The following is a 17,302-nucleotide window of genomic DNA, read 5'->3' as shown; positions in this document are numbered from 1 at the left end:
TCGTTCCCGAGCTCTTTCAGTGGCGCGACGGCGGCGCGGCGTCCGCGCGTCTTCGGCTGGGCGAAGATCGCGGTCGCCTCCTCCAGCGTCACGGTGAAGAGCTGGTCCTCGTTCTCCAGCGAGCGGGAGTCGGTGCCCTTCTTCAGGTACGGGCCGTAGCGGCCGTTCTGGGCGGTGACCTCCTCGCCGTCGATCGCCCCGACCACGCGCGGCAGGCTCATCAGCTGCAGCGCCTGGTCGAGGGTGACGGTCTCCAGCGACATGTCCTTGAACAGCGACGCCGTGCGCGGCTTGGCCGTCTTGGGCGAGCCCTCGGGCAGCACCTCGGTGACGTAGGGGCCGAACCGCCCGTTCTTCGCCACGACCGCTTTGCCGGACGCCGCATCCACCCCGAGTTCGCGCTCGGCGCCGGCCGGGGTCGCCAGCAGCTCCTGGGCCTTCTCGACGGTCAGCTCGTCGGGCGGCAGGTCCTCCTCGACGTTGGCCCGGTTGCCGTCGGCGTCCTCGATGTAGGTGCCGTAGCGACCCACGCGCACCGCGATGCCGGACTCCTCGCCCCCGACGGGGTGGAACGTCGACAGCGCCCGCGCGTCGATCTCGCCCAGGTGCTCGACCAGCGACTGCAGGCCCTCGTAGCCGCCCTCGCCCTCGGGGCCGAAGTAGAACTCCTTGAGCGTCGCGACGCGGTCGGCCGAGCCGGCGGCGATCTCGTCGAGCACGTCCTCCATCTCGGCGGTGAACTGGTAGTCGACCAGCCGGGTGAAGTGCTCCTCCAGCAGGCGGGTCACGGCGAACGCGAGCCACGTCGGCACCAGCGCGGTGCCCTTCTTGAACACGTAGTCACGCGCCGTGATCGTGCGGATGATCGACGCGTAGGTCGTAATCAGGCTCAGCCCGCACCCAGCGCTCAGGCCCGACGACACGAACAGGAACGGCAGCTCGCGGTGCGACTCGTGCCACAGGGGCGTCGCGGTGTCCGAGAGGAGGACGGCGGTGTAGGCGGCCATTTGTGGCGCGAGAAGGCGGAGCCGCGCATGGACGGCATCACGTTCGTGCGCCGCGCCCGCGAGCGGTGCACCGTGCCCGCGGTGGTGCTGACCGCCCGGGACCTGCCGCACGACCAGCTCGCCGGCTTCGAGGCGGGCGCCGACGACTACGTCGTCAAGCCGTTCGACGGCGACGTGCTGGCGGCCCGCCTTCGGACGGTGCTTCGACGCGGCCGCGTAGCCGAGAACGGCTCGCAGGTGGCCCTCGGCGACCTGCGCATCGACCGCCCCGGCATGGTCGTGCGCCGCGGCGAGCAGCCGATCGCGCTCTCCAACACCGAGTTCCGCCTGCTCGAGGCGTTTCTCGACCACCCGGGCCGGGTGCTCTCTCGCCCGCAGCTGCTCGACCTGGTGTGGGGCGACGCGGCGTGGGGCGACCCGCACGTCGTGGAGGCTAATGTGCAGCGCCTACGCGCCAAGATCGGCGCTGACCACATCGTCACCGTCCGGGGCGCCGGCTACAAGCTCGTCAAGGGCTGACTTTCGCTGTCACTCCGGGCGGCGCGGGGGCGGCGACCACCGGAAGGGCGCAGGTAGAGGCCGTGGTGGTGTAGCAGAGCGGCAAGCGCGGTCCAGGCGGCGACGGCGAGCAGCACGAGCCACAAGGCCTCGTCGATGCCACCGGGCGCGGTGGCGGCGAGGCGGCCGGCGAGGGAGTCGGGGCGCTTGGCGCCGTGGGGGAGCAGCACGAGCGTGGTCATCAGCACGTGCGAGCCGAAGTAGACGAGCAGGCTGTTGCGTCCGAGCCCGATCAGCGGGTAGGTGACGACGCTCGCGACCTGGCCGCGAGGCTGTCGGCCGGGACGGTCGAGCACGAGGTAGAGCAGCAGGAGCACGGCCCCGCAGGCGGTCGCGACGCCGAGCCCGAATGCGGGGGTCCACAACCGCTTCATGGGCGGCGCGAGCGGCGCGGTGGCGGCGGCGACACCCGCGAAGGCCGCCAGCGTGAGCGCCCCGACCGCGAGCAGCCGCGCGGTGGGCAGCCGCGACGACTTCACCAGATGCCCGATGCTCGCCCCGGCCGAGGCGACGACCAGGGCGCCCACCAGCGCGACCAATCCCTCCGGATCGTGCCCGAATCTGCCCTGACGATAGATGTGTTCGGCGCCGAACACGGCAGGATCGACGACCCCCGAGGGGTTGCACTGCGGCGTCAGCGCACCGGTCGGGCAGCCCGCGGCAAACCAACTCAGCGCGTAGGCGTAGGCCACCGCGAGCACGATCGTGAACACCGGCCAGGCCCACCAGCGGCGCACCAGCAGGTGTGCCAGGGCGACGAGCAGCACGAGCGCGGCGTAGAACTGCAGCACGCCGAGCACCCGGAAAGTGCCAAGGTCAAGGCCTCCCGTGGCCAAGTACTGCGCGTGCGCGGTGTAGGCGAAGCCCGCGAGCGTCAGCACGACGACGCGGTGCACCATCGGCCGCAGCGGCACGCGGCGCGAGTAGGCGAACGCTAGGCCCGCGCCGCTCAGCGCGACGAACGTTGGGAACACCAGATCGACGGGGTGCACCCCCTGCCACGGGGCGTGCTCGAACCAGGCCGGCGCGGTGATCCACGCGTTGACCGCCACGCTGACGACGAGCATGAGCCCGCGAGCGACATCGAGGCTGATGATCCGTGGCGCAGCGGAACCGGGCGCATCGGCAGAGTCGGGTGCATAGGCGGCCGTGTCACCGCTGGCGGCCGAGTCCACGACTTCCGAGTCGGGGGCAGTCGCTTCGCTGACCCTTGGTTCGCTGACCCTCGGTTCGCTGACCCTCAGTTCACGAGCCCCCGGTTCCCTGGCCCCCGGTTCACTGGCCCTCGATTCGAGGGCCCCCGCCTCGGCGGCCCGCGATTCGATGGCGTGCGCTGCGGCTCGTTGCCCTGTGGCGGCCTGGCGAGCGGCGTCGATGACCGGCTCGCGTGAATGCGAATCCCCACGGAGGCTGACGTCGTCGAGGTCGTCCCCGGTGAAGCTGGTCGTGATCGGATCGTCGGCCCCCCGGCGCCGCGACGACCCTTGTTCGGTGGCCCCCACCACCTCAGTATGCGGGAAGCGCAGGCGAAACGCCGCTTGACCGAGCGGCCCGTCGACACCTGGTGCTGCGGCTGGCTCCGCGGGGGGACCGGTCGCGAATCGGCTTCTGCGGTACACGATCTCTTCGCACGTGGCTGGTTGCGGACCCGGAGACTGCCGTTTTCGACACGAGCCGCAGCGGCCCTTTCGCGTGCCAGCCTCGCCTCACACCCTGATCCAGGCCGGGGTCGACAGCCAAGGCCGCGCACCGCTCGTCGGTCATCTGTTGACCCGGCGTCTGGGATCATCGCTCAGCCCGCGACCGGACCGCCCGTCGGCTGGCTCGTTGCGCGGCGATTCGCCGTCCAGCGCCGCGCGTCGGTGGAGTCGGGTGAGTAGGGCGATGGGTTGAGCGGCGGGTGTTCGGGCGTGTCCACGGGCAGGGATGGGCCAGCCAACTGCGGCGGTGGTGGCGGTGGCGGTGGAGCCGCGGGTGTGCACGACGTGGTGGTGCCGTTCGCAGAGGAGGGTCAGGTTGTCGATGTCTGTCACGCCGCCGTCGATCCAGTGGCGGATGTGGTGGGCCTGGCACCAGGACGGTGGCCGGTCGCAACCGGGGAAGCTACAGCCCTTGTCGCCCCGGCACACACGCAACGTCGAGAAGAACCCGGCGGTCACGCTGACGCTCGAAAGCGGCACCGAGGTCGTCATCATCGAGGGCGAATCCCACGCCACCCGAGCCGAACCCGACGATCTTGGCGTGCGGCTGACGCAGGCCTTCGGCAAGTACGCCGACGCCGGCTACGCCCCGGAGCCCGACGCCTGGGTCGGTCAAGACGGCGGCGGTCTGCGCATCATCACGCCGCGCCGGGCCATGGCCTGGTTCGACTTCCCCACCGACTGCACCCGCTTCACGTTCTGAGCCGGAACAAGTTTGGCCATATGGCCAAACTTTGTCACACTGGTCGGCGACCCCACTCCGTCGCACAGAAGGCGAAGGTGCCCCGTGTCCGCCGCCCGCCGCTGGTCCGCCCTGGCAGTGTTGATCCTGCCCGTGCTTCTCATCAGCATCGACATGACCGTGCTCGGCATCGCCGTGCCGGCCCTGAGCGCGGATCTCAAGCCGACGTCCACGCAACTGCTGTGGATCTTCGACCTCTATTCGTTCCTGCTGGCCGGACTACTCGTGCTCATGGGCAGCGTCGGAGACCGGATCGGGCGCCGCCGTCTCCTGCTCATCGGCGCCCCGCTCTTCGGGCTCGCCTCCGTGATGGCCGCGTTCGCCACCTCGCCGGAGATGCTCATCGCCGCCCGCGCGCTGCTCGGCCTGGGCGGCGCGACCCTGATGCCCTCGACCCTGGGGCTGCTGCGCTCGATCTTCCCCGAGCGCGGCGAGCGGCGCATCGCCATCGCGATCTGGGCTGCATCGTTCTCCGGCGGAGCCGCGATCGGCCCGGTGCTCGGGGGCGCCCTCATCGAGCAGTTCTGGTGGGGCTCGGTGTTCCTCATCAACGCGCCGATCATGCTCGTCTTCGTGCTCGCGTGCGCGCTGCTCGTGCCGGAGTCGAGGGATCCTCACCCAGGACCGTTCGACCCCGCCTCCGCGCTGCTGGTCATCGCTGGGCTGCTCGGCGTCGTCTACGCGCTGAAGACCGCGGTGAAGGACCCGAGCTGGCCCGTCGCGCTCACGCTCGTCGGCGGCGTCGCGCTGTTGTGGGTGTTCGTGCGCCGCCAGCGCCGCCTGGCCAACCCCATGATCGACGTGAGGCTGTTCACCGAGCCCGGCTTCTCCGGCGCGGTGACCACCAACGTGCTGGCGGTGTTCGCGCTGGTCGGGGCGATGTTCTTTCTGCCGCAGTACCTCATGCTCGTGCACGGCATGAACCCTGCGCTCGCCGGAATGTGGCTGCTGCCGCTGGCGATCGCCACGGTGGTGGGCGCGCTCACCTCGCCGGCGCTGGCCCGCGTGCTGCCCGTGCGCGGCGTGGTCGTGCTCGGATTGCTCATCAGCGCAGCCGGATTCGCCGTGGCCACCCGCCTGAACGACGGTGCCGGCATCGCCGTGTTCCCGCTCGCCTCGGTGCTGCTCGGCCTCGGCATCGGCCTGGCCGAGACCCTGACCAACGACGTCATCCTCACCGCGGCGCCACCACAGCGGGCGGGCGCCGCGTCCGCCATCTCGGAGACGGGGTACGAGTTCGGCGGCGCGATGGGCACCGCGGTGCTCGGCACCATCGGGCTGGCGGTGTACGCCCGCGGACTCGACGACGTGCCCGGCGTGAGCGCCGCGCAGCTGAGCGCGGCCCGCCAAACGCTCGGCGCCGCCTACGAACTGGCCGACACGCTCCCCGCCGGAGTGGGGGACGCGCTGCGCGCGAGCGCCGCCGACGCGTTCCTGGCCGGGATGAACGTGACGATGGCGGTTGGTGTGGCGGTGCTGCTGCTGGCGGGCGTCGTTGCGGGCCGCTGGCTGGTGACGCGCGAGGAGCTCGGTCTGGCGGACGCCCAGCGCGCAGTCGCGGCCGACGGGGACACTCCCGGGGCGACTGCCACCCGCGAACCGACCGAATCGGTAGAGGCTGCAGAACCGGCCGAGACCGCCGAGCGGACCGTCTCCGCGCGCCGATGACCGCTCGCCGCAAGCAGATGCCGGTCGCGCAGCGACGGGCCGAGCTCGCCGAGGCGGCGCTGCGGGTGATGCGGCGAGACGGAGCCTGGACGGTCACGACCCGGGCGGTGGCCACCGAGGCGGGGGTGTCGCACGGGTCGGTGCACTACGCGTTCTCCTCCAAGGAGGCGATGCTGCAGGCCGTCATCGTGGCCGACACCGAGCACGCGGTGAACTACTTCGCCCGCGCCGGGCAATCGGGCGATACGCCGGGGCAGGTGCTCGGCGCCGCATTTCGCGCCTACGCCGCGAGCATCAAGGACGACCCGGAGACCGAACTCGTGCTCCAGGAGCTGACGCTCATGGCCGCGCGCGACCCGGCGCTGCGTGACCTGATTCAGCAGTCGGGGGCCGAGTACCGCGCCGGCGCCGAGCGCCTGCTGAATGATCTGGCCCGGCGGTGCAGCGGCGAGTGGGACGCGCCGGTGCCGCTGCTGGCCGAGCAGCTGCTCGGCGCGATGTTCGGACTCGGCATCGCGTGGCTGGTGGATCGTGACGACGCGCTGCTCGACGCCGTGCTCGACGACCTGGCCCGCACCACGGCCGCGCGGTTGCGCCCGTCCGGTGAGTAGCGCGCGTCACGAGCCTCAGCGCGCCGGAGGGCGCTCGCTACTTCGCAGCAATTCGCCCGAAGTGACGGGCCCTGCCTCCTGCGGGCCCGGACGGGCAAGCGCTAGCTACTTCGCGCAGCACTTCGCCCAGAATGGCCAGCGCCCCGTTGCCTGGACTGCCCGAGCCAACGGAGGCTGGCCACTTCGAGCAGCATGTCGCCCGAAGTGGCCAGCGGCCCTCCTGCCGCCCAGCTCAGGAGCCGGAGCCGACCATCTGGCGACCGGTCTCCAGGTGGGTCTTGAGGCCGGCGAGGATCCACGGCCACCCGCCGCCGCCCTGCTCGGCATTGCCGGTGCCCTCGATGTCGCGGGCGGTGTGCTGCGCGCCGGTGCAGTCGTGAGTTAGGGTCAGGCCGGTGAGCGGCCCGACGTATTCGACGAGTTCCCAGGTCAGGGTCGTCTCCTCGCTGTGCCAGGCGGCCACCCAGGTCTACACGAGGCGCCGCGGCGGATCGGCCTTGGCGGTCCGCATCATGTTGAGCGCGCGCTCCGGACGCCCCAAGTCGGCGATGAGCGCCACCCCGCCCAGCCCGACGGACGCCAGCGCCCCCAGCCGGGCGTTGCGGCGCAGGGTGGGGCGCCCGGTCAGGTGCGCCCCGGCGCCGACGAGGCCAGACCCCGCGGCGAGCCCGCCCAGGAACAGGTAGTACGCGATCTCGTGACCCCACGGCGCCTGCTTGACGATGGGGCGGCCGTAGTAGGAGCGGAACTCGGCGTCCGGGACGGTCGCGTTCGGGTCGCCTCGGCGACCGGCCCGGCGACGGCGCCGGCGTCCGTCGCGGGGAGGCTCGGGGGGCCGGTCGGCGTCGAAGGGGCTGGTGGTCACGAGGGCCTCCCGAACGCGGCGAACACGCCGAGGGCGACGCCGATCATGGCGGTGCCCGCCATGCCGGCGAGGGTGAACATGCGGGGCAGATCGCGGGTGGTCACGACGGGGTCGGGCGGCAGCCCGTAGGCCTCGGGCTCGTCCATGAGGAGGAACACCGACCCGGTGCCGCCGACACCGTCGTCGGGGTTGGCGCCGTAGAGGCGAGCCTCCGTGTGGCCCTGCTCATGCAGCGTCGCGAGCCGGGCCCGCGCCTTGGCGACCATGTCGGTGTGGCCGCCGAAGCTGATGGACGTCGTCGGGCACGTCTGCGCGCAGGCCGGGGTCTGGCCGTCGCGCAGGAGGTCGTAGCAGAGCGTGCACTTCTGGGCGACGCCTCCGTTCGGCACCGGCTCCTGCGTGCCGTCGCCGATCTCGACGACGCCCTTCTCGCGGCGCTCGATGACACCGAACGGGCAGGCGGCCACGCAGTAGCCGCACCCGTTGCAGACGTCGGCCTGCACCACGACCGTGCCGTACTCGCTGCGGAACAGCGCGCCCGTCGGGCACACGTCCAGGCACCCCGCGTGCGTGCAGTGCTTGCAGACGTCCGAGCTCATCAGCCAGCGGACGGCGGGCAGGCCGACCGGCTCGGCGGGGGCTTCGACTGGCTCAGCCAGCCGGGTGGGCTCAGCCGTCCGCTTCGGCATCCCCAGCAGCACCGCGCCGGACGCCTTGGCGCGGGCCAGCTGGTCGGGGCCCTGCTCGATGAACGCGACGTGCCGCCAGGTGTTGGCGCCCAGGTGCCCGGAGTTGTCGTAGGACGACCCCTGCCAGGCAGGGCCGTCGGCGTCCGTGCGCGCGGGGACGCGGTTCCACTCCTTGCAGGCGACCTCACAGGCCTTGCAGCCGATGCAGATGGAGGTATCGGTGAAGAACCCCTTGCGGAACCCCATCAGGCCTCCTTCGAGGTGTCGGGCGTGAGCCCGGCCCGACGCTGGTACTCGGCCACCAGTTCGAGCACCGCGGGGCCGCGCGGTCGGCGTCCGGGCCTGATGTCGCACGAACCCACCTTGGACTCCTAGATCTGGACGTTCGGGTCGAGCGCGAGCCCCAGCAGGTCGTTGGCGGCGTCGCCCTCCACCACAGCATGCCCGCCCACGCCCCAGTGGTAGGGCAGGCCGATCTGGTGGACGGTCCGGCCCCTGACGGCCAGCGGGCGCATCCGGTCGGTGACGAGCACGCGTGCCTCGATGGCCGCCCGCGGCGACACCAGGGTGGCCCAGCCACCGTTGACCAGGTCGCGCTCGGCCGCCAGCTCGGGAGAGACCTCGCAGAACATCTCCGGCTGCAGCTCGGCCAGGTAGGGCAGCCAGCCTCGGTCACCCACTGGAACCCCACCGGGTGGCACTCGGCCATGTTGGAGCCCTGGATGACGATGCAGTCAGACTGTGCGAGATCCTGGAGTGACTGGGTGGCGCCTCCCCGGCCGAACGAGGCCCCCAGACCGGGGACCGTGGCGGAGTGTCATATGCGCGCCTGGTTCTCGATCTGGATCGCGCCGGCCGCCGTGAACAGCTTCTTGATGAGGTAGTTCTCCTCGTTGTCCAGCGTCGCGCCGCCGAGGGAGGCGATGCCCATCCCGGACGAAGATGCGCTGGCCGCAGCCGACCGCACAGTAGGGGCACACGCTCTGCGCGACGCGGTCGGCCGTAGAGGTACGGGCGCCCGCCTCGGCCGTGGTCGGGGAGGTGACGGACGGCCCGCGGCCCAGCCAGTCGCGCGTGGCGACCTGGCGGAGCACGGGCCAACCGAGGAACGCCATGGCGGCGCCCTAGCCCCTGCCGCCGACAGTGCCCAGAGGTCGGGTCACGTTCGCAGAGGGGCCGCGGACAAGGTTGGATGGACGCCGTGGACTCCCCGACCGGCCCGGCGCCCGACTTCTTCGTCGTGTCGTGCACGCTGCTCGACCGGCTCGGGCAGCTGTTGCTGGTGCGCAAGCGCGGCACGTCGCGGTTCATGCTGTCTGGCGGCAAGGTCGAGGCGGGCGAGACGCACCTGGACGCCGTCCTGCGCGAGGTGGCCGAAGAGGTGTCACTGGCCCTCGACCCCGCTGCCGTGTGGCTCCTGGGCCACTGGACAGCCGGGGCGGCCAACGAACCCGGCTTGAGGATCGCGTCCGACGTGTTCGCTGCGCCGTTGCCGGGCGAGCCGGCGGCGTCGGCCGAGATCGAGGAGCTGCGCTGGCTGCCGATCGATCCCGCGTGCGACTACGCCGCGGACGCCTCGCTCTCACCCATGCTGGTCGAGCACGTCATCCCGGCCCTGGTGGCGCGTCGGACGCCTCAGGCGTAGGACCCCAGCACCTGCTGCAACGCGTACTGGCGATCGGAGTTGCTCGCAGTGGGCGGAGGAGCTGTTTCAGCGTGAGTAGTCACGGATCCACTGCTTCCTCGTCGTTCACAATCTCGGCGCTGCCTGCGACGACCTGCCAGCGGCCCCCGACGATCGCCCACGAACGGCGATAGGTCATCGTCGCCTCCGCGATGCGCCCGCGGTCGACAAGGTGAACCCGTGACCGCGACACTGTGCTTCCCCTCCCTTTCTGCTGCTCCGTCGTTCGATGCGTTTCCTCGATCTGCAGGAACCTCAGTGCTCCGGAAGCGTGTGCGTGCAGATCGGCTGCGCGATCGACCACTGAACCGTCGGGCGGGCGAAAGCGCAGATCCTCGGCAAGCAGAGCGCGTAGGGCGTCGACATCGCTCGTGCGCATCGCTTCCAGCAGCGCATCCTCGGTTTCGTCGAGGCTGCGCCCGGTGACGTCTCGCGCGGGTGCGATGAGGAGGCGCCGTCGGAGAGCAAGCATCCCCGCCGCCGCACCCACCCACACCGCCCAGCCGAGAGCCTTGTACACCCAGAACGCTGAATCGGGAAGTTGCGTCGCGGGTGTGACGAAGGCGGTGGTCGCGAAGACGAGGACGGAATTGACCAGTGCATGGCCCCATGCAGCTGGCCACACGCTCCCGGAAAGCTCGCGCCCGGCGCCGAGGACGAGCGAGGCCATCAGGAGGTCGACCGTCGTTCCGAGCACGGTTCGCCAGGACAGGTCCCCCTGAGCGCCGTATGCGACGAGCAGTGGGAGATGCCAGACGGCCCAGACGGCACCGACAGCGAGGGCGGTCCACCAGAACCCACGATTCCCTCGGACGCGGGTCCAGAGGAATCCCCGCCAGCCGAACTCCTCACCTGTTGCGGAGAGGAGGGCGAGCAGCGCCACGGGGAGAACGAGCAGAGCAGTCTCGCCGATGGCAGGATCGGGTGACCACGAGACGACGCCCACGGCGACGCCCACAACGATCTGCGCCGCGGCGACACCGAGGATGGCGGCCGTGATGAGCCCGATGACGATCCAGGTGCGCGCCCCGCCGAAGGGTGAGGCGCGCCACGAGCCTCGCAGGGCTCGGCTGCCGCGCACGGGTCTGACCGCAAGAATGACCGCAAGTGCGGGAATCCACTGCGCAAGAGGCGTGGCAACCCCCAGGTAGTCGGCATCGACGCCGATCAGCGCCGGGAAGCACAGCAGCAGGACAGCGCCGAAAGTGATGGTGAGGAACGTGCGCGCTTGTCGTGAGCGGGTCACTCGCGGGCTCACCCTCACGCGTCCCGGGAGGCTCGGGCCGCCGCGAGGTCTCGCGCTGTGACCAGCGGAGTGTCCTTCCATCGGACCGCGACAGCGATGACCCCTGCGAGGAGCGCGAGCTCGATGCCGCTGGCAACGAGGTAGTAGCTCCACTCGCCGACCGCAGCCCCGATGATCGTGAGGGCGAACACTGCCGCGACCACGATTTGCATCAACCGATTAACCCCCCGCGGGATCAGTACCGACGCGGCAACCATCAGTGAGGGCACTGCGACGTACAGAACGATGCCCAACATGAAGGCTTCATTGATGGTGAACACGAAAGCGCGTCCTGCCTCGATCTGCTCCCGGAGGTCAGCGCGGTAGAACGCGAAGATGTCGACGAACGCGACGAGAAACATGACGCTCGTCCAGAGCGCGGCGAGCCGGACTCTCGGATCGAGCGGCCGGGACGGGAAGGAGTGGTCGACGGTCATGCGGGCTCCTTGGGATAGAGACTTACACATGTAAGGCTTGCCGCCAGATCCTACTCTTACGACCGTAAGTTACGCAATGATGTCACAGTGAGCCGACGAGGGACCTTGACGAGGGAACGCGTGATAGCCGCGGCAGCTGCTGTCGCCGACCGGTCCGGTCTCGCTGGTGTCTCGATGCGAAGCGTGGGCGGCGAGCTCGGAGTCGAGGGCATGTCGCTCTATCACCATGTCTCGAGCAAAGATGATCTCCTCGACGCGCTCGCCGAATGGGCCATCGCCAAGATCGATCTTCCTCCGCGAGATGCGCCGTGGCGGGAGGCCATGGAAACGCGCGCCCGATCCGCCCGCGCCGTATTCGTCGCTCACCCGTGGTCGATCGCGATGATCGAATCACGGCCTGCGCCGAGTGCGGCCTTGCTGACTCATCACGACAGGGTCCTCGGTTGGCTCTTCGCCGCCGGGTTCACTGCTCCACTGGCGACGCTCGCCTTTTCAACCGTGGATGCCTTCGTTTACGGCTTTGCGCTCAGTGAGACCAATCTCCCGTTCCCGCCCAGCCCGGGCGCAGAAGCTGAGTTCGCGGCAACCGTCTCACCCGACCCGGGCGCCTACCCGAACCTCTCACGGTCGCTGACCGAACTGCTGAGCAGGGGCGACTACACCTACCCGAGTGAATTCGACAACGGACTCACCCTCATCCTCGACGCCATCCAGGCTCAGCTCGACGCCACCCGAGTCGCATAGGACCGCCGGAGACCCTGATCGTGCCTTCGAGGGCGTCATCGATGCCATGGGCGCGCAGCGCGAAGTACACAGCGATGGCGATCGGGCCCGCCCCGCTGCAAGCGGCGTCCTTCAGCTTGCGACGTCCCGCGACAGGGCGGGCGCGCTCCGGCCAGACACCCCGGCCGACCGCCTACTTTTTGGCGGCCGGCTTCTTCGCGGGAGCCTTGCGGGTCGTCGTCCGCCGCGTTGGGGTCTTCTTCGGGGCGGGGCCCTTGGCGCGCTTCTCGGCGAGCAGTTCGGCCGCACGCCCGGGCGTGATCGCCTCGATCGAGTCCGCCTTGCGGAGGGTCGCGTTGGTCTCGCCGTCGGTGACGTACGGCCCGAACCGGCCGTCCTTGACGACGATCGGTTTGCCGGACACCGGATCGTTCCCGAGCTCTTTCAGTGGCGCGACGGCGGCGCGGCGTCCGCGCGTCTTCGGCTGGGCGAAGATCGCGGTCGCCTCCTCCAGCGTCACGGTGAAGAGCTGGTCCTCGTTCTCCAGCGAGCGGGAGTCGGTGCCCTTCTTCAGGTACGGGCCGTAGCGGCCGTTCTGGGCGGTGACCTCCTCGCCGTCGATCGCCCCGACCACGCGCGGCAGGCTCATCAGCTGCAGCGCCTGGTCGAGGGTGACGGTCTCCAGCGACATGTCCTTGAACAGCGACGCCGTGCGCGGCTTGGCCGTCTTGGGCGAGCCCTCGGGCAGCACCTCGGTGACGTAGGGGCCGAACCGCCCGTTCTTCGCCACGACCGCTTTGCCGGACGCCGCATCCACCCCGAGTTCGCGCTCGGCGCCGGCCGGGGTCGCCAGCAGCTCCTGGGCCTTCTCGACGGTCAGCTCGTCGGGCGGCAGGTCCTCCTCGACGTTGGCCCGGTTGCCGTCGGCGTCCTCGATGTAGGTGCCGTAGCGACCCACGCGCACCGCGATGCCGGACTCCTCGCCCCCGACGGGGTGGAACGTCGACAGCGCCCGCGCGTCGATCTCGCCCAGGTGCTCGACCAGCGACTGCAGGCCCTCGTAGCCGCCCTCGCCCTCGGGGCCGAAGTAGAACTCCTTGAGCGTCGCGACGCGGTCGGCCGAGCCGGCGGCGATCTCGTCGAGCACGTCCTCCATCTCGGCGGTGAACTGGTAGTCGACCAGCCGGGTGAAGTGCTCCTCCAGCAGGCGGGTCACGGCGAACGCGAGCCACGTCGGCACCAGCGCGGTGCCCTTCTTGAACACGTAGTCACGCGCCGTGATCGTGCGGATGATCGACGCGTAGGTCGACGGCCGGCCGATCTCGAGCTCCTCGAGCTTGGCCACCAGCGACGGCTCGGTGTAGCGGGCCGGCGGGCGGGTGGCGTGGTCGTCAGCCTCGACCCCGGCGATGGCGAGCTTCTCGCCCTGCTCCACCGCGGGGAGGTTGGCGGTGGCGTCGTCGGCGGCGCCCTCGTCACGCGCCTCGACGTAGGCCTTCAGGAAGCCCGGGAACGTGATCGTCCGACCGGACGCCGTGAGCCCGGCCTCGGCCACCTGCCGCACCTCGCCCGAGGTGGCGTCGGCCACCTCGACGGCCGCGGACGGCCGGGCGGTCATCGTGATCGTGACGGTCTGGCCCTCGGCGTCCTTCATCTGCGAGGCGACCGTGCGCTTCCAGATGAGGTCGTAGAGCCGGAACTCGTCCCCGCGCAGGCCCGTCGCCTGCGGCGTCCGGAAGTGGTCACCCGCCGGGCGGATGGCCTCGTGCGCCTCCTGGGCGTTCTTGACCTTCGAGGTGTAGGTGCGGGGCTTGTCGGGCAGGTAGGCGTCCCCGTAGAGCTCCTTGACCTGCGCGCGGGCGGCCGCGATCGCCGACCCCGACAGCGTCGTGGAGTCGGTACGCATGTAGGTGATGAAACCGCCCTCGTACAGCGCCTGCGCCACCGACATCGTGCGCTGGGCGGTGAAGCCGAGCTTGCGGCCGGCGTCCTGCTGCAGCGTGGTGGTGCGGAAGGGCGGGTACGGACGCCGCGTGTACGGCTTGGCCTCCACGGCGTCCACGACCACGGACGCCCCGGTGAGCGCGGCGGCCAGCGCCTGCGCGCCCTCGAGGTCGAGGTGCAGGGCCTTCTTCGCGGTCAGGCGGCCAAGCGAGTCGAAGTCGCGGCCCGAGGCCACCTTCAGGCCGGCCGCGGAGGCGACCCGCGCGGTGAAGGAGTCGGGGTCGTGACCCGCGGCGTCCAGGGTCACGGTCAGGTCGGCGTAGCTCGCGGAGCGGAACGCCATCCGCTCGCGCTCGCGGTCGACGACCAGCCGGGTCGCGACGGACTGCACGCGGCCGGCCGACAGGCGCGGCATGACCTTCTTCCACAGCACGGGGCTGACCTCGTAGCCGTAGAGGCGGTCGAGGATGCGGCGGGTCTCCTGCGCGTCGACGAGATCGGTGTCGAGCTCGCGCGGTGCGGCGACGGCCGCCCGGATCGCGTCGGGGGTGATCTCGTGGAACACCATCCGCTTCACGGGGACCTTGGGCTTCAGCTCCTGCAGCAGGTGCCACGCGATGGCCTCGCCCTCGCGGTCCTCATCGGTGGCGAGGTAGAGCTCGTCGACGTTCTTCAGCGCATCCTTGAGCTTGCGGATCGTCGCCTTCTTGTCGGCCTGCACGACGTAGAGCGGCTCGAAGTCGTTCTCGACGTTGACGCCGGTGCGCGCCCACTTCTCACCCTTGTACTTGGCAGGCACCTCGGCCGCACCGGTGGGCAGGTCGCGCACGTGACCGATCGACGCCTCGACGACGTAGCCCTCGCCCAGGTACTGGGCGATGCTGCGCACCTTGCCGGGCGACTCCACGATCACGAGCCGACGCTTGGTATCTGTTCCCACGGGCCGGACAATAGCGCCTCGCGTCAAGACGGACGCCTCCGGTTGCCCTTGCCGGTCCTCCTAGACTGACCGGGTGACCGCGCCCTGGCCTCCCCCGAGCCCGCGCCCGGCGCCACGCCCACCCTCGCTGGTGCTGGTGGTGCTGGGGGTGCTGATGGCCATGTTCAGCCAGTTCGGCAGCGCGATCGCCCTGACCACCTCCACCTCGACGTGGCTCGAGCGGCTGCAGCCCTCGCCCGCCCCGACGGTGGTCACCCCCAGCCCGGCGGTGTCCGATCCCGGCCCCACGCCCGGGCTGCCGCAGACCACGCCCCAGGACTCCGCGCGTCCCCTGCCCGAGCAATCGGTCGGCCCCGTCGACGTCACCGACGACCTCAAGCGCGGCGTCGTCCTGATCACGGGCCGCACGCCCGCCGAGGGCGTGGCGGGCACAGGCATGGTGCTCACCCCCGACGGCTACGTGCTGACCAACTACCACGTGGTGCGCTCGACCGAGGCGATCACCGTCACCATCGCGGCGACCGGGCGCCGGCACACCGCCGAGCTCGTCGGCCGGGACGCGACCAAGGACGTGGCCCTGCTCAAGCTGGACCGCGCGAGCAACCTCGACGTCGTCACCATCGACTCCGACCCGGTGCGCATCGGCGACATCGTGGTGGCCGCGGGCAACGCCAACGGGCAGGGCTACGTGTCGGCCCACCGCGGCAACATTCTCGAGCTCGACCGCCAGATCAACGTCAAGGGCGCCAACGTCAACGACCCGCCCCAGCGGTTGCGCGGCCTCATCGAGACCAACGCCCCGGCCTGGCCCGGGGACTCCGGCGGTCCCATGTACGACGCCGAGAGCGAGGTGCTCGGCATGACCACTGCCGGCAGCAGCACCGGCGACGGCGAGACCGAGGACAAGCAGGTCTACGCCGTCCCGATCCGCGAGGCGCTCGACGTGGTCGACAGGATCCGCGCCGGCGACGAGTCCGGCACCGTCGTGATCGGCCCCAAGGCCTACCTGGGCGTGATCGTCGAGGCCGACGACTCCTCGGCCGTCATCGTCTCCGACGTCCAGCCCGACACCCCGGCGGCCCGGACCGGCCTGGCGGCAGGCGACACGATCCTCTCCCTGGACGGCCAGCGGGTGCGCACGCGCTCCGAGCTGTCCGACGTGCTGGACACGGTCGAGCCCGACTCCACGGTGACCATCACCTGGACCACGGCGTCCGGCCGCGAACGCACCGCCCCCATCACGCCGAAGGCGAGCCCGCTCAACTGAGTTCACCGGCGGCGACGACCCCGACCCGACCTCTGATGGGCCGGGACGAGACGGTGGGACGACCGGTCCCGCGAGGCGCTCGACGTGGTCGACAAACTCAAGGGGGCGACTCACCGCCGCCCCACGGCGCTACCACAGGAGACACACAGGCGGCACCGGTCCACTGAGGGCATGAACAAGCGCTCCCTCGCCCTGGTAACCACCACTGCCGCCTGCGTGCTCGCCCTCGGCGTCCCGAAGCTTGCGCCCGCCGCCACGCCGGCCGACCCCGCCGAATCGGTCGTGCTGATCACCGTTCGCTCAGCTAGTGGGGAGGGCGCCGGCACCGGCATGGTGCTCACGGCCTCCGGTGAGGTCCTGACCAACTACCACGTGGTCGAGGGCTCCTCGGAGGTGTCGGTCACGATCCCGGCCACCGGCAAGACCTACTCCGCCACCGTCGTCGGCCACGACGCGAGCCGCGACGTCGCCCTGCTGCAGCTGCAGGACGCCGAGGGCCTGGCCACCATCACCCCTGACCAGGACATCGTCTCCATCGGCGACACGCTGACCGCCATGGGGAACGCGTCGGGCGGCGGCGAACTCGTCGCGGCGTCCGGAGAGGTGACCGCGCTCAACCAGCAGGTCACGGTCGACGACGGCAACGGCGGCACCGAGACGTTGACCGGGGTCATCGAGACCAACGCCGGGGCCGTGCCGGGCGACTCCGGCGGGCCGATGTTCGACAGCGAGGGCGAGGTGACCGGGATGACGACCGCCGGGTCGCAGACCGTCACCCGTGACCCGGGCGGGATGCGCGGAGCGGGCCGGTCGATGCCCATCACGACCGTCAGCTACGCCGTCCCCATCTCCGACGCCCTCGCTGTGGTCGACCAGATCCGGTCGGGCACGGAGACCGCGACCACGCGCATCGGCGCCAAGGCCTACCTCGGCATCACTGTCGCGCCCTCGGCCGGGGTGTGGGTGAACTCGGTGCTGGCGGACGGTCCGGCCGCCGAGGCCGGTCTGGTGGCCGGGTCGACCATCACGTCCCTGGACGGCCAGGCCGTGGTCAGCCAGTCCGACCTCGCGGGACTGCTGGCACAACTCGAGCCCGGGCAGCAGGTGACGCTCACGTGGGTCGACCCGTCAGGATCGCGCCGGAGCGGCACGATCGCCCTGGGTACGAGCCAGGTGAACTGA

The 17,302-nt window shown here is 70.9% G+C and carries 16 protein-coding genes and 3 pseudogenes; 8 read left to right on the top strand and 11 right to left on the bottom strand.

The window, feature by feature from the left end:
• Positions 1–881 (bottom strand): annotated as a pseudogene (locus H5397_RS10250) (topoisomerase C-terminal repeat-containing protein); the annotation flags it as partial.
• A gap of 153 nt (positions 882–1,034) precedes the next feature.
• Here H5397_RS10250 and H5397_RS10245 point away from each other — a divergent pair.
• The gene (locus H5397_RS10245) at positions 1,035–1,526 is read left to right on the top strand and encodes a response regulator transcription factor (RefSeq protein ID WP_220492174.1); all 492 of its coding nucleotides are present in this window, start codon (positions 1,035–1,037) and stop codon (positions 1,524–1,526) included.
• Here H5397_RS10245 and H5397_RS10240 read toward each other — a convergent pair.
• Both H5397_RS10240 and H5397_RS10235 read right to left on the bottom strand, forming a co-directional pair.
• Positions 1,505–3,067 (bottom strand): heparan-alpha-glucosaminide N-acetyltransferase domain-containing protein, encoded by a 1,563-nt coding sequence (locus tag H5397_RS10240; protein ID WP_182817176.1) that lies wholly within the window; start codon positions 3,065–3,067, stop codon positions 1,505–1,507. The two genes, H5397_RS10245 and H5397_RS10240, sit on opposite strands and share 22 nt — an antisense overlap.
• 258 nt (positions 3,068–3,325) lie before the next feature.
• Positions 3,326–3,694 carry an HNH endonuclease signature motif containing protein gene (locus H5397_RS10235; protein ID WP_309224331.1) on the bottom strand — a complete coding sequence of 123 codons (369 nt, stop codon included), beginning with the start codon at positions 3,692–3,694 and terminating at the stop codon, positions 3,326–3,328.
• On the opposite strand from H5397_RS10235, the gene H5397_RS18260 reads away from it, so the two are divergent.
• The 3 genes from H5397_RS18260 to H5397_RS10220 all read left to right on the top strand — a co-directional run bounded on the left by H5397_RS18260 (position 3,588) and on the right by H5397_RS10220 (position 6,286).
• On the top strand, positions 3,588–3,968 hold the full coding sequence (locus tag H5397_RS18260; RefSeq protein WP_255438811.1) for a hypothetical protein: 381 nt from the start codon (positions 3,588–3,590) through the stop codon (positions 3,966–3,968). The genes H5397_RS10235 and H5397_RS18260 overlap by 107 nt on opposite strands.
• Before the next feature lie 84 nt (positions 3,969–4,052).
• A complete protein-coding gene (locus H5397_RS10225) occupies positions 4,053–5,675 on the top strand; it encodes an MFS transporter (protein WP_182817173.1) in 1,623 nt (540 codons plus the stop codon).
• Positions 5,672–6,286, top strand: a complete 615-nt coding sequence (locus H5397_RS10220; RefSeq protein ID WP_182817171.1) for a TetR/AcrR family transcriptional regulator — start codon at positions 5,672–5,674, stop codon at positions 6,284–6,286. Before H5397_RS10225 ends, H5397_RS10220 begins: the two co-directional genes overlap by 4 nt.
• A 232-nt stretch (positions 6,287–6,518) precedes the next feature.
• On the opposite strand, the gene H5397_RS10215 is transcribed toward H5397_RS10220, so the two are convergent.
• From H5397_RS10215 to H5397_RS19155, 5 genes and pseudogenes are all read right to left on the bottom strand, one after another.
• Positions 6,519–6,749, bottom strand: coding sequence for a hypothetical protein (locus H5397_RS10215; protein ID WP_182817169.1), 231 nt, complete (start codon positions 6,747–6,749; stop codon positions 6,519–6,521).
• Positions 6,750–6,755: 6 nt separating this feature from the next.
• Complete coding sequence (gene nrfD / locus H5397_RS18865) at positions 6,756–7,151, bottom strand: NrfD/PsrC family molybdoenzyme membrane anchor subunit (RefSeq protein ID WP_182817167.1); 396 nt, start codon at positions 7,149–7,151, stop codon at positions 6,756–6,758.
• Entirely contained in the window at positions 7,148–8,086 is a 939-nt protein-coding gene (locus H5397_RS10205; RefSeq protein ID WP_182817165.1) for a 4Fe-4S dicluster domain-containing protein, read from the bottom strand. Before H5397_RS10205 ends, nrfD begins: the two co-directional genes overlap by 4 nt.
• A pseudogene (locus H5397_RS10200) lies at positions 8,086–8,505 on the bottom strand (molybdopterin dinucleotide binding domain-containing protein); the annotation flags it as partial. The pseudogene H5397_RS10200 and the gene H5397_RS10205, both read right to left, overlap by 1 nt.
• A pseudogene (locus tag H5397_RS19155) lies at positions 8,505–8,955 on the bottom strand (molybdopterin-dependent oxidoreductase); the annotation flags it as partial. The pseudogenes H5397_RS19155 and H5397_RS10200, both read right to left, overlap by 1 nt.
• A gap of 77 nt (positions 8,956–9,032) precedes the next feature.
• Here H5397_RS19155 and H5397_RS10190 point away from each other — a divergent pair.
• Positions 9,033–9,485 (top strand): NUDIX domain-containing protein, encoded by a 453-nt coding sequence (locus H5397_RS10190; RefSeq protein ID WP_182817161.1) that lies wholly within the window; start codon positions 9,033–9,035, stop codon positions 9,483–9,485.
• A 79-nt stretch (positions 9,486–9,564) separates the two neighbouring features.
• On the opposite strand, the gene H5397_RS10185 is transcribed toward H5397_RS10190, so the two are convergent.
• The gene (locus H5397_RS10185; RefSeq protein ID WP_182817159.1) at positions 9,565–10,770 is read right to left on the bottom strand and encodes a DUF4440 domain-containing protein; all 1,206 of its coding nucleotides are present in this window, start codon (positions 10,768–10,770) and stop codon (positions 9,565–9,567) included.
• A gap of 14 nt (positions 10,771–10,784) precedes the next feature.
• Entirely contained in the window at positions 10,785–11,246 is a 462-nt protein-coding gene (locus H5397_RS10180; protein ID WP_182817157.1) for a DUF6326 family protein, read from the bottom strand.
• 87 nt (positions 11,247–11,333) lie between these two features.
• Here H5397_RS10180 and H5397_RS10175 point away from each other — a divergent pair, with 87 nt between their 5' ends.
• Positions 11,334–11,990, top strand: coding sequence for a TetR/AcrR family transcriptional regulator (locus H5397_RS10175; protein ID WP_182817155.1), 657 nt, complete (start codon positions 11,334–11,336; stop codon positions 11,988–11,990).
• Between the two features lie 172 nt (positions 11,991–12,162).
• On the opposite strand, the gene topA is transcribed toward H5397_RS10175, so the two are convergent.
• Positions 12,163–14,853, bottom strand: a complete 2,691-nt coding sequence (gene topA / locus H5397_RS10170; protein WP_182817153.1) for a type I DNA topoisomerase — start codon at positions 14,851–14,853, stop codon at positions 12,163–12,165.
• 73 nt (positions 14,854–14,926) lie between these two features.
• Between topA and H5397_RS10165 the strand changes: the two genes are divergently transcribed.
• Positions 14,927–16,120: a S1C family serine protease gene (locus H5397_RS10165; protein WP_182817151.1), complete on the top strand. Its 1,194-nt coding sequence runs from the start codon at positions 14,927–14,929 to the stop codon at positions 16,118–16,120.
• 171 nt (positions 16,121–16,291) lie between these two features.
• The gene (locus H5397_RS10160; RefSeq protein ID WP_182817149.1) at positions 16,292–17,302 is read left to right on the top strand and encodes a S1C family serine protease; all 1,011 of its coding nucleotides are present in this window, start codon (positions 16,292–16,294) and stop codon (positions 17,300–17,302) included.

It is taken from the genome of Propioniciclava sp. MC1683 (assembly GCF_014164675.1).
Taxonomy (GTDB): Bacteria; Actinomycetota; Actinomycetes; order Propionibacteriales; family Propionibacteriaceae; genus Propioniciclava.
The sequence above is the reverse complement of the archived record's forward strand: the minus strand, read 5'-3'. Positions and strand labels throughout refer to the sequence as shown.

What these genes read in the sequence shown, in the direction of transcription:
- H5397_RS10190 (WP_182817161.1), top strand. Translation starts at nt 9,033, where the DNA reads ATGGACGCCGTGGACTCCCCGACCGGCCCGGCGCCCGACTTCTTCGTC.
- H5397_RS10180 (WP_182817157.1), bottom strand. Translation starts at nt 11,246, where the DNA reads ATGACCGTCGACCACTCCTTCCCGTCCCGGCCGCTCGATCCGAGAGTC.
- H5397_RS10160 (WP_182817149.1), top strand. Translation starts at nt 16,292, where the DNA reads ATGAACAAGCGCTCCCTCGCCCTGGTAACCACCACTGCCGCCTGCGTG.
- H5397_RS10205 (WP_182817165.1), bottom strand. Translation starts at nt 8,086, where the DNA reads ATGGGGTTCCGCAAGGGGTTCTTCACCGATACCTCCATCTGCATCGGC.
- H5397_RS10245 (WP_220492174.1), top strand. Translation starts at nt 1,035, where the DNA reads ATGGACGGCATCACGTTCGTGCGCCGCGCCCGCGAGCGGTGCACCGTG.
- H5397_RS18260 (WP_255438811.1), top strand. Translation starts at nt 3,588, where the DNA reads ATGTCTGTCACGCCGCCGTCGATCCAGTGGCGGATGTGGTGGGCCTGG.
- H5397_RS10220 (WP_182817171.1), top strand. Translation starts at nt 5,672, where the DNA reads ATGACCGCTCGCCGCAAGCAGATGCCGGTCGCGCAGCGACGGGCCGAG.